Here is a 13,813-nt window from a genome sequence, read left to right as displayed (position 1 = left end):
AATACTCTTCGAAAATCTCTTCAAACCGAGTCAACGTCGCCTTGCCGTAGATATATGGTTACTGACTTCGTCAGTTCTATCCACAACCTCAAAACAGTGTTTTGAGCTGACTTCGTCAGTTCTATCCACAACCTCAAAACAGTGTTTTGAGCTGACTTCGTCAGTTCTATCCACAACCTCAAAACAGTGTTTTGAGCTGACTTCGTCAGTTCTATCCACAACCTCAAAACAGTGTTTTGAGCTGACTTCGTCAGTTCTATCCACAACCTCAAAACAGTGTTTTGAGCTGACTTCGTCAGTCTTATCTACAACCTCAAAGCGGTGCTTTGAGCAACCTGCGGCTAGCTTCCTAGTTTGCTCTTTGATTTTCATTGAGTATAAAATAAGTAAATCACTAAGAAACCCACGACAAGATAATTTTGACGCGGGTTGTAGTTTCAAAAATAGTATCAATTTACCTGACTAGCAATCTGTAAGAGTGCCTTTTCAAAAAGGAAACCTTTTTCATAAAGACCTGTCTTAATCTGATAGTCTGTCTCAATCAAATAAGAAATAGCTTGCTTTAAAAAGCTCAAGGAAAGTCCTCGCGAATCCCTTAGCGCAAACTTGATTTGATAGGGATTAGGATTGCGTCCCAGAAAACTTCCTAGACTACTTGCAATCTGCGATTCTGTTTGCCCAGACTCCGACAAAATTTTCACCTGAGTAAAAGTCCGAAATTGTCCTAGCATGACTGCAATCAACTTGATTTCATCTTCACCCTGCAAGGTCAAGTCTCTAACTAAATCGCGCGCCTGGTCCATCTTTTTAGTCAGAATAAACTGAGTTAAATCAAAAATATTGTCCTGTAAGGTCTTGGGAATAGCGTTGACAATATCCTCTTCCTCGATAACAGAATCTTCCTTATAGGACTGTAAAAAGAGAAGATTTTTCTGGATTTCATTAAATTGAAAACCCGACTTGATGAGGAGATTTTCAAAAGAATGATTGGCAAACTGCAAACCTTGTTTCTGACTCCATTTTTGGAAATACTGGCGCAATTCTTGTTCTTTGGCTTCTACTGCATCAAAAACCTTGGCATCACGCTTCAGTAATTTAATCAATCGTCTTTTGCTATCCAGTTTTCCTTCCGCAAAGATTATCAACTTGGTTGTTGGGGAAGGATTGTCAAGGTATTCCTCAAACGACTTGAGTTCATCATCTGTCAAAAATCGTTTTTTAGCAGTCGTGATATCAACAAAATGGTCTAATATCACGATTTTTTCATCCGCAAAGAAAGGAAGACTGACCAACTCCAGTTCCACATCCTTGTAAACTACTTCTTTCATATCAAAGTAGGCAAAGTTGAGGTCGGCAGAATCATAACCAATCTGTTTCAATACTTGACACTTCATAACTTCAAACTGACCCTGATCCGTCCCTGTAAAAAGGCTCAAGCTCGGTAAATTTGATAAAGTCAACTTCTGACTTTCTTCAATGGCTAGCATCTTCTCTCCTTTCTTCTAACTTTTTAGTTCATTTAATCAATATAGCGCAATTTCCCACGGAAATCTTCTAGGCTTTCGTACCCTTTTTCCTCCATAATTGCTTTTAGTTCATTGGTAATGCGGTCAAAAGCACCGAAACCTTCTTTATGAAGGGTGGTTCCCACCTGCACCATGCTTGCTCCACAGAGAATGTGTTCAAAGGCATCACGACCAGTCAACACGCCACCTGTTCCGATAATTTGGATTTGAGGATTGAGACGTTGGTAGAAGGCATGAACATTGGCTAGAGCAGTCGGTTTGATGTACTCTCCCCCAATTCCACCGAAACCATTTTTAGGACGAATAACGACAGACTCATCTTCTATATAAAGTCCGTTTCCGATAGAGTTAACACAGTTGACAAACTTGAGCGGATACTTGTTGAAAATAGCTGCCGCTTGGTCAAAGTGAACAATGTCAAAATATGGTGGCAATTTAATTCCTAGAGGTTTGGTGAAATAGGCAAATACCTCTGCCAAAATCCGGTCTGTTGTCTCAAAATCATAGGCAATCTGAGGTTTACCTGGAACATTTGGACAGGAGAGGTTTAGCTCAGTCAGACCACGAAAATCACTCTCTTGGACCTTTTTCAAGATAGTATGGGTTTCCTCTGGAGACATACCGACTAGAGATAAGAAGAAAGTTCGGTTCGGCTCTTTTTCCTGCAGATCCAAGAGGTAGTCCAAATAATAGTCTAAGCCCTTATTCGGCAAACCCATAGAGTTGATGGAGCCAAGCGGAACATCTTGATAGCGTGGCTCAGGATTTCCCTGACGGAAGTCCAAGGTCGCTGTCTTTGTGACAAAAGTTCCTGCCGCTGAGTTTTTAACACCCTCTAACTCCGCTATCGTCATACAAGCCACACCTGCTGCATTCATCAAACAATTGTCAAACTCAAAACCAGCAATTTGTGTTTTCGTTGATACCATGATTCTGATCCTCCAGATTCCTTTTATTGCTAATATTATACCACATTTTCAGATTTTCACTTTAAGAAAGTTATTTATAAGAAAAACGTTCGTTTTTTATCCACTTTCAAAAAATTCCAATTTCAAACAACCCCAAAAATCAAATTGAAAGAATTTTTAGAAAATTTTTGTTTTTCCCTTTACAGTTAAAAAAAATTCTGCTATAATGACACACATAATTAAATTAGAATTTAAGGAGAACGATATGACATCTGCTAAAGAATATATCCAAAGCGTGTTTGAAACTGTAAAAGCTCGTAACGGGCACGAGGCTGAATTCCTCCAAGCTGTTGAAGAATTTTTTAACACTTTGGAACCTGTATTTGAAAAACACCCTGAGTACATTGAAGAAAATATCTTGGCACGCATTACTGAGCCAGAGCGCGTGATTTCTTTCCGTGTTCCTTGGGTTGACCGTGATGGAAACATTCAAGTTAACCGCGGCTACCGTGTTCAATTCAACTCAGCTGTTGGACCATACAAAGGCGGACTTCGTTTCCACCCAACTGTTAACCAAGGGATCTTGAAATTCCTCGGATTTGAACAAATCTTTAAAAACGTCTTGACTGGACTTCCTATCGGTGGAGGTAAAGGGGGATCAGACTTCGATCCTAAAGGTAAAACAGATGCTGAAGTGATGCGCTTCTGCCAAAGCTTCATGACTGAATTGCAAAAACACATCGGACCATCACTAGACGTACCTGCTGGTGATATCGGTGTTGGTGGACGTGAAATCGGTTATCTTTACGGTCAATACAAACGCCTTAACCAATTTGATGCTGGTGTCTTGACTGGTAAACCTCTTGGATTTGGTGGTAGCTTGATTCGTCCAGAAGCAACTGGTTACGGTTTGGTTTACTATACTGAAGAAATGCTCAAAGCTAACGGTAACAGCTTTGCTGGTAAGAAAGTGGTTATTTCAGGTTCTGGTAACGTTGCTCAATACGCTCTTCAAAAAGCAACTGAACTCGGTGCAACTGTTATCTCTGTATCTGACTCAAACGGCTATGTCATCGATGAAAATGGTATCGACTTCGATCTTTTGGTTGATGTTAAAGAAAAACGTCGCGCTCGTTTGACTGAGTATGCAGCTGAGAAAGCAACTGCTACTTATCATGAAGGTTCTGTATGGACTTACGCTGGAAACTACGATATCGCTCTTCCATGTGCTACTCAAAACGAAATCAACGGTGAAGCTGCTAAACGCTTGGTTGGTCAAGGAGTTATCTGTGTCTCTGAAGGTGCCAACATGCCAAGCGACCTTGATGCCATCAAAGTTTACAAAGAAAATGGTATCTTCTACGGACCTGCCAAAGCTGCCAACGCTGGTGGTGTAGCCGTTTCAGCCCTTGAAATGAGCCAAAATAGTCTTCGCCTCTCATGGACTCGTGAAGAAGTTGATGGCCGTCTCAAAGACATCATGACAAACATCTTCAACACAGCTAAAACAACTTCAGAAACATACGGTCTTGATAAAGACTACCTTGCAGGAGCAAACATTGCTGCCTTTGAAAATGTAGCAAACGCTATGATTGCACAAGGTATTGTTTAAGATTCATTTGCTTAATCCTCAATCGCTACGATTGGGGATTTTTATGTTGAATCCAAAAAACTCACCATTAACAGTGAGTTTTAACATCAGAATTTATTTTACTTTCATTAGAGCAGATGACAAACATTCAACAATCTCATCAACTGCTTCATCTATGTTTATAGTTCCTTCATCATTCAACATCATGGGAATAAGATAAGAAAAACTCAATGCTAAGATGTAACGAACAATTCTTTCATTTGACCAATTTAGAATAAGTCCTTTTTCTTTAAATTGATTTAAAACAGGGCTAATTGGTTCTATTATAGATTGAACAATAATATTTCCTAACTGGATAGAAAGATTTTTATCAATAAAAGAACGCCCCAAGAGAATTTTAACATGCATTTGATTCTCCTGAATGAAAAAGAGCCTATCTCGAACAATACTTTTTAAAAAGAAGGGAAAAGTTTCTTGATCTACTGTGAATTTTTTTTCTGAGAAATCCGCAATTACTTCTGGAATAACCTGTTCTAGAAAAGTAGATAAAATGGCTTCTAAAATACCTTCCTTTGTTTTAAAGTAACTAAAAACAGTTCCTTCTGACACTCCAGCTCGTTCGGCAATAAGGCTGGACGTTGTATTCTCAAATCCAATTTCTGAGAATAATTTTAAGCTTGATAATAATACTCGACGTTGTTTCAAGCTCAAGTTGCTAACTTCTAACGTCTGAGCATACTTTTGTTCTAAACTTTCCATCGCTAGCACCTCTCTTCTACTCTCTTACTTTTACGACTTTTTTGCCTCGACTGTGTCCCATTTTCAGACTACGATAGGCTTCTCTAACTGACTTTAGAGAAAAGTCATACACTTGATCAATTTTCAGCTGAATCTTCCCGTCTGAGACCATTTCAGCTAAAGTGCTAAAATCATCATATGTGGAATGTCTCGGACCAGTAAACTGAGCACCTTTTATCATAACATAGGGTGAAGGTACTAATGTCCCAATAGCTGTCCCCTTCAAGCCTAAACTAAAAGCCAATCTAACATAATCAGGTCCATAACAATCCAAAAATTTTGTAATAGGCGTTGGACTAGCTGATAGAAGAGCCTTCTTGATATTCTCTTCGTAACTTACTGGTATAGCACCTAAAGACTTCAGATACTCTGCATTTTTCTTACTTGCTATTCCAATCACTGTCGCCCCCTTAGCAACTGCATACTGTACTGCAATACTTCCAATACCTCCTGCTGCAGCTGAAATAACAACAGTATCTCTTGAATTTAAACCGATTCTTCTAAAAGCCCCACCCACAGTTAGAGCAGCTACTCCCATAGTAGCTGCGTGAGTCATGTCGATCATCTCTGGTTTCAATACAATTTCTGATTCATTGATACAAATTTCTGTTGCTAAAGCTCCCCTCTTAGTTCCCAAACCAGGATCGCTAATCATTGTTCCAAACACCTTATCTCCTACTGAAAACCTAGTTACTTCATTTCCAACTTCTGTAATAACTCCAGAAAAATCTCTCCCCACACCTCTTGGAAATAAAGATGATTTAGATTCAAACCAACGACTTGGTTTCCTTAATTTCGTTATAAAAGATAGAAATCGAAGGGGTTTCGCTCCCTCAAAAGTTTTATAATCAATAGGATTTAAACCAACAGCATGAACTTCTACTCTCACCTGATTTACATCCAAGGCTGTAGAGTCTATCTTCAGCAAATCCAAGACCTCTTCGTTACCGAAACGACTGTACTCTATTGCTTCAACAACCATTTTCTTTACTCCTTAATTTCACAAAAATTGAGTGAACACTCATTTTTATAAATTATACTCTTAATTTGTAAGAAAATCAATATTATCGTTTGATAACGATTTATGACATGATACAAATATCCATCATTTCGATTTACCAATATGATTCTTTCAATCTAACTCTCCTCACTTTTAAAGATTCCTTTCCCTTTTTTCCCCCTTGGCACATAAAAAGAAAAACCGCTACTCCTAAGAATAGCGGTTTAATCATGTTCTTAAGCTACTAAAGATAAATTTATGGTATACTAGTGATAATAAATAGTTATCGGTAGGAGAGAGAAAATTTATGAGAGAAAGTTATTCTATAGAACTAGTTAATAAAGGCGATGATGATGATTTTTTAAAAGCATTAAAAATCTATGATAATGTTACTCCAGTTACTATTAAGACTGACCCAAATGACTTTATTTATTGGGTTGACAATCCTATCGAAGAGTTTAGAATAAATATTTTTAAAATATACTGTAATGAAAAACTTATTGGGATGACAATGACTAGTTTTCTTAGTCGCACAAAAACAATGATATTAGAATATATTGCAGTCGAAAAATCATATCGAAAAAATGTCGTATATCTTTCTTGTCTAAATCTGCTCGGACAATATTTCAGTAATGAAAAAAATTACTCCATTAATTACTGGGTCACTGATATCAACAATGATAAGAATGGACAAGGAACTGATTCTGAAAGCAAAATGTTTCAAATAATCCTAGATCTTGAAGGATATAAAAAAATTGATGCCCCGTTTAAAACACCCAGCTTAGGTATGACTGATATACCAGGATTTGAGGCGTACATTATGATTAAATCAACAGATAATATCAAATCACTTTCTAAAACAATATACGGAGGCATAATAAAGTCGATATTCTTTGACTATTACTTCCAATGGTATCAGAAACTATTATCCAAAAATGACTTTTCAGAATATCAAAATGAATTAAGATCAACTTATAAAAAATTAGAAAAAAGTATCGATACAATTTCTGACCCCATCCAGATTTTAGATGAGGGTTATAAAGTCTTTAAGGAAACAACTGGACCTACTCCAATAACTAAATCAAATAATTTGAGTTATATATTAAATGGAATATATATATATTTGGTGACAGCTGTTATATCTTTATCTTTAGGAGTAATATTAAGTCTAATTACTGTACATTTTGCTTTTAGCAATATAACTGATAAAGGTGAAATAATTGCTTCTATCATTGCTGGTACAATGGCAATTCCAGTAATAGGCAGCATTTTCACTAACTTAAATAAGAAAAAATAATAATAATAAACAACTAGCATTTAAACTTTAGTGCTAGTTGTTTTACATCTTATAATGATGTTAGCAGAATGTTTTTTAAAATAATGGATTTTATTTAAAAATTTATCTAGAAATGTAAATTTACTCGCAAAGTTTTCAGAATTGAAAAATCTTAGAGCTAGCGAACTCAAGATATGAAAACCAGCAATTTCGATAATTTCAAAATTGTTTAGCTTCAAAAGGGAAATAATATAATCGAAGGAGAAAATATATATAACATGATTGGAGTCAATGTAATGTGTTGAAACAATTGACATAGGTTTATCATAATAATCAGTGAAAAGATATTCGAAAGAACTACTATTTTCAAATTCTAGAATTAAATCTCCATCTTCCTTAAGCCATTTTTGAAAATTTTCTATAACTTTATAAGAATTGCAATAATTAATTACACTGCCAACACAAATAATAGAGTCAAAATTATTTGTCTGAAAAAGATTAGAGGATTCTAAGTTTCCAATAACTGCATCTTCTATATCTTTAACCTTTTCCTCAGAAATATCCAAGTGTATCATTGGCGATGTGATACCATAAGTATTTCCACCTGAACCTGCATTTAAAATATTTTCAGTATAGTGTTGTTTTTGCAAAAATGAGATAATAGAGTTTTGACTGTATTTATACCAATTATTTATTTCCCATATTTGATCATGTTTATTGTAAAACTCTCTGACTACATCAGGATTAACTTTATCCATTCTCTATTCAATTCTCCTACCGATAACTATTTATTATCACTATACAAAGCACCCAAATAGGTTTATAATAGCATGATTATTGATAAAGGAGATTTTTATGGATTATAAACTTATTTCTACTTACTTAGATTATTGCAAAACTCATAAGCGTTTGAGTTCACACACGATTCGCGCTTATAAGAATGATCTTATGCAATTTTATAACTCAGACTATGATAATGTCGAATCCTATATAGAACAATTGACACAATCTAACATAAAAACGAATACATTAAGAAGAAAAATTGCTTGTATGAAGGTGTTTTATAACTATCTAAAATACCAAAACATAATTGAAGAGAATCCCTTCAATCAATTCCGCTTTCAATTTAGAACTGAAAAAGTATTGCCTAAAACGATTCCGTATGACATTCTGAAAAGCATTTTTATATATTTAGAACAGAAAGTAATTGTATCTAAAACTGACTATCAAAAACAACACGCTGAAAGAAATCTACTAATTATTTCACTTTTACTTTCAACAGGCATAAGAATTTCTGAACTTTGCCACATTCATCTCAAAGACATTAATCTTTCCAATAAGACACTCCATATTATAGGAAAGGGTAAGAAAGAACGTATCTTATTTTTAGGAGATCAAAAAACATTCAATTTATTAGAAACATATATAAATAAAACAAAAAATGAACCCAATGATTTCTTGTTCCCAGGGAAACATTCTCCTAAACCATTGTCAGAGCAAAGTGTACGTTTAATTTTAAAGAGAATCGTTGAACAAAATAGCTTATCTAAAACTATTACACCACATATGTTTAGACATAGCTTTGCGACAATGCTTCTAGATAGTGATGTAGATATTCGATATATTCAACAAATTCTTGGACATAGTTCTATATCAATCACACAAATCTATACTCACGTATCTCATTCAAAACAAAAAGAAATACTTAGTTCTTTTAATCCCGTATCAGTAATTCATTCTGAAATCGAGTAAGAGACATTTCGAAAGTCTACAGTTCACTTCATCTTAAATTAATTTTTGTAGTTCGACTTTAATTAATAGATTTTATACTCAGCAAAAGCAAAAGCATACAACACTTCACTTTGAACCAACATTTATACTATATTCCGTATTAAGGACTCCATAATTGTTTTTCTAAAATACATCTTTCAAATATCCTTAAATATAATAAAAAGAGATGGGTAAAATCTCAATTCCTGAAGAAACTGGAGTAATCTTCCCACAAGAAAACGCATAATATCAAGCTTTCAACACCTGATACTATGCGTTTTTCTGATTTTAAAGACTTTTTAAATCCTAAATAGACTATATTTTAACACTCAAGATCTAACAACCATTTCGATTAGTTAAATCTCTCAATCTTTCTTCTCCAGATTTAAGCATCTCTTTCTCTACCTGACTCCACTCCCCAAAGAGTAACTCTTGAAGAACGGTTGCTGCTGAAGTTGTATTTTCTTTTGAATCATATACACAACTTCTATCTCGTTGATAAATTTGAATTCTTTCAAAGATAGCTAGTTCTTCCAATTGTCGTGTATTATCAACTAGATGATTTACAATGAAATCATGATATTCTTTTGGAGTCGCGCGTGCTTGATTTGGATTGATAGCGTATAGTTCTTCGTATCGGATAAGGGTACTCAGATAGGACAGCTTAGGCTTTGTCGCAATCAATGCTAATTGTACTTCATATCCCTTATTTTTCAATAGTTGTGCTGTTTTCTTTGGAACATCAATTGTTCGTAAGGTTCCCTCTATCAAAAGATTGTATCCCAAATGACTCAATTCTCTTACTAAAGACTCCACCATTTTTCCCGCAAAATCTTTGGTGTATTTTACACTATCTTTGCCATATTCTTGCTGCAGTTCTAAATAGTGTGGATGCTGAGAACGAAAACTATCACCATCTATGATAACAATATTTCCTTGAAATTCTTTCTGTTTAATACGATGAATTGTAGTCTTGCCAGCACCACTTTGCCCTCCAAGCAAAATCGCTATAGGTTGCTTACTGGACTTTTTTCCTCTTGTCAGAGAACGAAGATTCCGTGCCAAAGCATGTTTGAATTCACTATCGGTATAATCTTGGATTTCCATTAGGCTACCATCCGTTTTTCAGATATCTCTAACATACGTTCAATTCCATCCAAATAACCGATATATCTCTCTATTTCATCAAAAGTTTCTACCAAATAGATATTCGTATGAATCAAGTCAGATAGATCATCACTCATTAAAATCCAAGGATTAGATTCATCATCAATGCTAATTCCCTGACTATCTTGATATCGATAGAGTCGAGATAAAAGATTAGCACCTCTTTCTTTCACAATTTCAATTTTTAAAGTCAATTCATAATCTTCAACAGGATTGAGCATTTTATCTTCTCCTACAATATCGACATAAGATACATTAAACTTCTGACAAATGATGTCTATTAATTCGGTAGAAACTGAACTCGTTCCATTTTCATATCGACTCAGACTATTACGTGAAATACCTACAATCCGTGCAAATTCGGGTTGGGTTAAGTCATGTGTTTTACGTAAGGATTTTATGTTCTTTCCAATCATAGCAAACTCCTTTCACTTGATAAGACCATTATAACATTTAGAAAAAAGAAATGCACCATTTTTGGTGCATTTATCGATAGATGCTACTCACATTTCAAATTTTTAGAAATAAATAAAATGGCAAAATTAAAACAATAAGAATTTTAATAATGCTAGATTCTATAAAATAACATTTAAAGGTTATATTCTCCTAAATAACCAGCAATCTTTAACATAGCTTTTTGTAACTTGATATCATCATTACCGTCAATTAAAAGACTCTTATAAAATGTATCTTTATATGTTTCAAAATCTAATTATTACGGGCTTTAATATATACTTAATTTCCTTCACTTCTCCAATATTTGTATGCCTCGCCTGCAACAATTGACTGAAGCAACTTAAATAAATTCTCATCTTGGAATAATTTAACGAAAACTTCATTAGCCGAATTAGAGAGTTCAACAACCCGATCTTCAAATTCTTTTGGAAATAGGGAGTTTTTAAACATCGGAAAATCATTCCCTTTTGCCAAAGAACGCTGTTTTTCTGTTGGATTATTAACCACGTGATTAACAAGCATCTCAAGTATAACACGGTCGTCTTCAGTAAATGTATCTGGGAATTGACTATTAATTTTTTCAATTATTGCAGTTAAGCTATCATTCTCTTCAGGAGCCTTTACAGTTGGATTAATTTTTTCTTGTTGTTTATACTGAGACTGTTCACTAGATGATAAGTCTATAGAACCAAAACCGTCCTGTGTCAACTTGTAATATTCCATACGAATCTTATCTTCGATGTCAACATAATCTACCCCAGGAATTGGTAAAAGATTTATCAAATAAGTAACAAAAATACTCTCTTCCAATAAATCTTTGTCAAAAAGTCTTATAAGTTGGGAAATATAATTGTATTTTTCTTTAAAACCTCTAAGGAGAGTTCTAAATTCATACTGAACTGTATCATCCAGTTCTTTATATCTTTCAATTATCGGTCTAAAGACCGCCGAAAGACGTCCAAGCAATTTTGCATCTTGCTCTATGCTAGCTTTACTATAAAGACCAGAAACTTTAAGAACGTCTTCATCAGTATAAATTTTGTACTTACGAATTTTTTCTTTAGCATCATAAAGCATATTGGGATCAATAGCCTTATCAAGACTGGAAACTTCATAAAATGGCTGAAATGCTTTTTGAATCTCTTCTGCAGTATTTTTAAAATCCAATATAAATGTATCTGATTTATTAGTTGTCGTTCGATTAAGGCGAGATAATGTCTGAACAGCTTTAACCCCACGAAGTTTCTTATCTACAAACATCGTATGTAACAATGGTTCATCAAAACCTGTTTGATATTTTTCAGCCACAATTAAAATATTAAAGTCTGTCCCATGAAAGACTTCTTTTAATTGATTTTCCTTTACATGAGAACCGTCTTTAAGAATGTTTAATCCAACTTCATTGTAGTGATCATCTCCATCGATAACATCACCTGAAAAAGCTACGAGAACTCCTATATCACGATATCCCTTTTCATCAATATATCGCTTAAATTCATTTAAGTAGCGAACTGCAGCCAAACGAGAACTCGTTACAACCATTGCTTTCCCTCTACCACCTATACTATGACGTGTCTTTTCTCTAAACGTCTCAATCATAATCTCAGTTTTCTGAGCAATATTATATGGGTGGAGGTCAGCATAACGAGTGATAATTCGCTTGGCAGTTGAAGGTGGAAGTTTTGGATCATCCTCAACCAACTTAGCTATCTGGTATGCTGTATGGTATGTCATGTAATTTTTTAAGACATCTAAAATAAAGCCTTCCTCGATAGCTTGTCTCATTGAATAAACATGAAATGGTACAAAACTACCGTCAGCTTGCTGAGTTCCAAACATTTCCATTGTTTTCACTTTAGGGGTCGCTGTAAAAGCATAGAATGAGATATTTTCATGACGTCCCTGTCCAAGCAAAATAGTATTTAACTCATCTTCCTCGTCACGTGCTTTTGAAGCTTCTTCCTCATCAAACTCTTCCCACTCTTTTAAAGCATCCTCTGTGTCCGATAAAGCTCTTCTCAATTTTTGAGCTGCTGTCCCTGTCTGTGAAGAATGTGCTTCATCCACAATGACAGCAAAACGTTTACCTTGTGTTGAATCAACCTCTTGATAAATAACTGGGAATTTTTGCAGGGTGGTTATTATGATTTGGCGACCATCATTTATTGCTTTCAACAAGTCCTTAGAAGATTTGTTTTCTCCAATAGTTTCAACTAGACCTGTTGTAGCATCAAATGAAGTAATAGTATCTTGCAACTGCCTATCTAGTACTGTTCTGTCTGTAACAATTATAACTGAGTTAAACAAGGGTTGATTCTGATCATTGTGAATTCTCTGCAAGTGATAAGCTAACCAGGCAATTGAATTAGATTTCCCAGAACCTGCTGAGTGCTGAATCAAATAATGATTTCCAGAACCGTTCTGTTGAGTGTCTTCTACTAACTTTTTAACAACATCTAACTGGTGATATCTAGGGAAAATCAACGTTTTCTTCTCAACCTGTTTTCCAGATGAATTCTTTTCAATCTTAACTTCTAGATTCATAAATCTCTGAATGATATCTAAGAGAGCATCTTTTTGTAAAACATTCTGCCAAAGATAGGCTGTTATATAATCATCATCACGTTCAGGATTCCCAGCACCACCAACATTACCAGCACCATTCGAACCTTGATTGAAGGGTAGAAAATAAGTCTTGTCTCCAGCTAGTTTCGTAGTCATCCATACCTCATGAGTATCAACTGCAAAGTACACAAGAAAACGGCGATTAAATTGGAAAACCAGTTCTTTTGGATCTCTATCAAACATAAACTGTTTTTTTGCATGTTCTACAGACTGATTCTTAAACTGATTTTTCAGTTCAAGAGCTACTAGAGGTATACCATTTATAGACAAGACGATATCAATCGTATTTTTGTTATGAGGGCTATAAGCAAACTGACGTGTAATCGTAGTTTTATTTGCTTGATAGGCAAGACAAAGTTCATCATTTAAACTAGAAGACGGTTTAAATTGTATTACTTTAAATTTACATCCTCTATCCTTTATACCATTACGTAGTACATGTAAAATCCCATGGTTATTAACTTCTTGTTCAAATCTCTTGAAAAAAGAACTTTCAGGATTTACTCCAACTACCTTTTTGTAACGTTCCCACATTTTACTCTGTGTTTCCTGAATATAGGATAAAAGAGCATCTAAGTCGAGACCTTTTGTCGCATCATAGTTTGAGTCTTGAAACTTAGTTTTTATCCACCCACCGTCTTGCGAACTTAACCAAGTTTCGATATCTTGCTCAAAGCGTTTTTCATTATCTTCCAT

Annotated in this window: 12 protein-coding genes; 3 read left to right on the top strand and 9 right to left on the bottom strand. The window is 34.8% G+C overall.

What is annotated here, in order from left to right; genetic code table 11:
• Positions 1-30 precede the first annotated feature (30 nt).
• The 3 genes from JJN14_RS10080 to JJN14_RS04200 form a co-directional block, all read right to left on the bottom strand.
• Entirely contained in the window at positions 31-372 is a 342-nt protein-coding gene (locus tag JJN14_RS10080) for a hypothetical protein (RefSeq protein WP_236253712.1), read from the bottom strand.
• Positions 373-449: 77 nt separating this feature from the next.
• Complete coding sequence (gene holA / locus JJN14_RS04205; protein ID WP_201059022.1) at positions 450-1,487, bottom strand: DNA polymerase III subunit delta; 1,038 nt, start codon at positions 1,485-1,487, stop codon at positions 450-452.
• A gap of 32 nt (positions 1,488-1,519) precedes the next feature.
• Complete coding sequence (locus JJN14_RS04200) at positions 1,520-2,455, bottom strand: dihydroorotate oxidase (protein WP_201059021.1); 936 nt, start codon at positions 2,453-2,455, stop codon at positions 1,520-1,522.
• 244 nt (positions 2,456-2,699) lie between these two features.
• On the opposite strand from JJN14_RS04200, the gene gdhA reads away from it, so the two are divergent.
• Positions 2,700-4,046: an NADP-specific glutamate dehydrogenase gene (gene gdhA, locus JJN14_RS04195; protein WP_201059020.1), complete on the top strand. Its 1,347-nt coding sequence runs from the start codon at positions 2,700-2,702 to the stop codon at positions 4,044-4,046.
• A gap of 93 nt (positions 4,047-4,139) precedes the next feature.
• Here the strand turns inward: gdhA and JJN14_RS04190 are convergent, their stop codons facing one another.
• Positions 4,140-4,784, bottom strand: a complete 645-nt coding sequence (locus tag JJN14_RS04190) for a TetR/AcrR family transcriptional regulator (RefSeq protein WP_020901488.1) — start codon at positions 4,782-4,784, stop codon at positions 4,140-4,142.
• A 16-nt stretch (positions 4,785-4,800) separates the two neighbouring features.
• Positions 4,801-5,805, bottom strand: coding sequence for an NADP-dependent oxidoreductase (locus tag JJN14_RS04185; RefSeq protein ID WP_201059019.1), 1,005 nt, complete (start codon positions 5,803-5,805; stop codon positions 4,801-4,803).
• Positions 5,806-6,130: 325 nt separating this feature from the next.
• Here JJN14_RS04185 and JJN14_RS04180 point away from each other — a divergent pair, with 325 nt between their 5' ends.
• A complete protein-coding gene (locus tag JJN14_RS04180; RefSeq protein ID WP_201059018.1) occupies positions 6,131-7,120 on the top strand; it encodes a hypothetical protein in 990 nt (329 codons plus the stop codon).
• Between the two features lie 20 nt (positions 7,121-7,140).
• On the opposite strand, the gene JJN14_RS04175 is transcribed toward JJN14_RS04180, so the two are convergent.
• Positions 7,141-7,857 carry a type 11 methyltransferase gene (locus JJN14_RS04175; RefSeq protein WP_201059017.1) on the bottom strand — a complete coding sequence of 239 codons (717 nt, stop codon included), beginning with the start codon at positions 7,855-7,857 and terminating at the stop codon, positions 7,141-7,143.
• 97 nt (positions 7,858-7,954) lie between these two features.
• On the opposite strand from JJN14_RS04175, the gene JJN14_RS04170 reads away from it, so the two are divergent.
• Positions 7,955-8,851 (top strand): tyrosine-type recombinase/integrase, encoded by an 897-nt coding sequence (locus JJN14_RS04170; RefSeq protein WP_201059016.1) that lies wholly within the window; start codon positions 7,955-7,957, stop codon positions 8,849-8,851.
• Between the two features lie 354 nt (positions 8,852-9,205).
• Here JJN14_RS04170 and pezT read toward each other — a convergent pair whose 3' ends face one another.
• The 3 genes from pezT to JJN14_RS04155 all read right to left on the bottom strand — a co-directional run bounded on the left by pezT (position 9,206) and on the right by JJN14_RS04155 (position 13,813).
• The gene (gene pezT / locus JJN14_RS04165) at positions 9,206-9,976 is read right to left on the bottom strand and encodes a type II toxin-antitoxin system toxin PezT (RefSeq protein WP_201059015.1); all 771 of its coding nucleotides are present in this window, start codon (positions 9,974-9,976) and stop codon (positions 9,206-9,208) included.
• Positions 9,976-10,452, bottom strand: coding sequence for a type II toxin-antitoxin system antitoxin PezA (gene pezA, locus JJN14_RS04160; protein ID WP_166731334.1), 477 nt, complete (start codon positions 10,450-10,452; stop codon positions 9,976-9,978). Before pezA ends, pezT begins: the two co-directional genes overlap by 1 nt.
• Positions 10,453-10,771: 319 nt before the next feature.
• On the bottom strand, positions 10,772-13,813 hold the full coding sequence (locus JJN14_RS04155; protein WP_201059014.1) for a type I restriction endonuclease subunit R: 3,042 nt from the start codon (positions 13,811-13,813) through the stop codon (positions 10,772-10,774).

This window comes from Streptococcus mitis (genome assembly GCF_016658865.1).
Lineage (GTDB): Bacteria > Bacillota > Bacilli > Lactobacillales > Streptococcaceae > Streptococcus > Streptococcus mitis_BT.
Note: the sequence above shows the minus strand (reverse complement) of the source record. Positions and strands in the feature narration are given on the sequence as shown.

Coding starts and splice junctions, on each gene's coding strand:
- JJN14_RS04155 (WP_201059014.1), bottom strand. CDS start 13,813: ATGGAAGATAATGAAAAACGCTTTGAGCAAGATATCGAAACTTGGTTA.
- JJN14_RS04175 (WP_201059017.1), bottom strand. CDS start 7,857: ATGGATAAAGTTAATCCTGATGTAGTCAGAGAGTTTTACAATAAACAT.
- JJN14_RS04185 (WP_201059019.1), bottom strand. CDS start 5,805: ATGGTTGTTGAAGCAATAGAGTACAGTCGTTTCGGTAACGAAGAGGTC.
- JJN14_RS04170 (WP_201059016.1), top strand. CDS start 7,955: ATGGATTATAAACTTATTTCTACTTACTTAGATTATTGCAAAACTCAT.
- pezT (WP_201059015.1), bottom strand. CDS start 9,976: ATGGAAATCCAAGATTATACCGATAGTGAATTCAAACATGCTTTGGCA.
- JJN14_RS10080 (WP_236253712.1), bottom strand. CDS start 372: ATGAAAATCAAAGAGCAAACTAGGAAGCTAGCCGCAGGTTGCTCAAAG.
- JJN14_RS04200 (WP_201059021.1), bottom strand. CDS start 2,455: ATGGTATCAACGAAAACACAAATTGCTGGTTTTGAGTTTGACAATTGT.
- JJN14_RS04180 (WP_201059018.1), top strand. CDS start 6,131: ATGAGAGAAAGTTATTCTATAGAACTAGTTAATAAAGGCGATGATGAT.
- holA (WP_201059022.1), bottom strand. CDS start 1,487: ATGCTAGCCATTGAAGAAAGTCAGAAGTTGACTTTATCAAATTTACCG.
- pezA (WP_166731334.1), bottom strand. CDS start 10,452: ATGATTGGAAAGAACATAAAATCCTTACGTAAAACACATGACTTAACC.
- gdhA (WP_201059020.1), top strand. CDS start 2,700: ATGACATCTGCTAAAGAATATATCCAAAGCGTGTTTGAAACTGTAAAA.
- JJN14_RS04190 (WP_020901488.1), bottom strand. CDS start 4,784: ATGGAAAGTTTAGAACAAAAGTATGCTCAGACGTTAGAAGTTAGCAAC.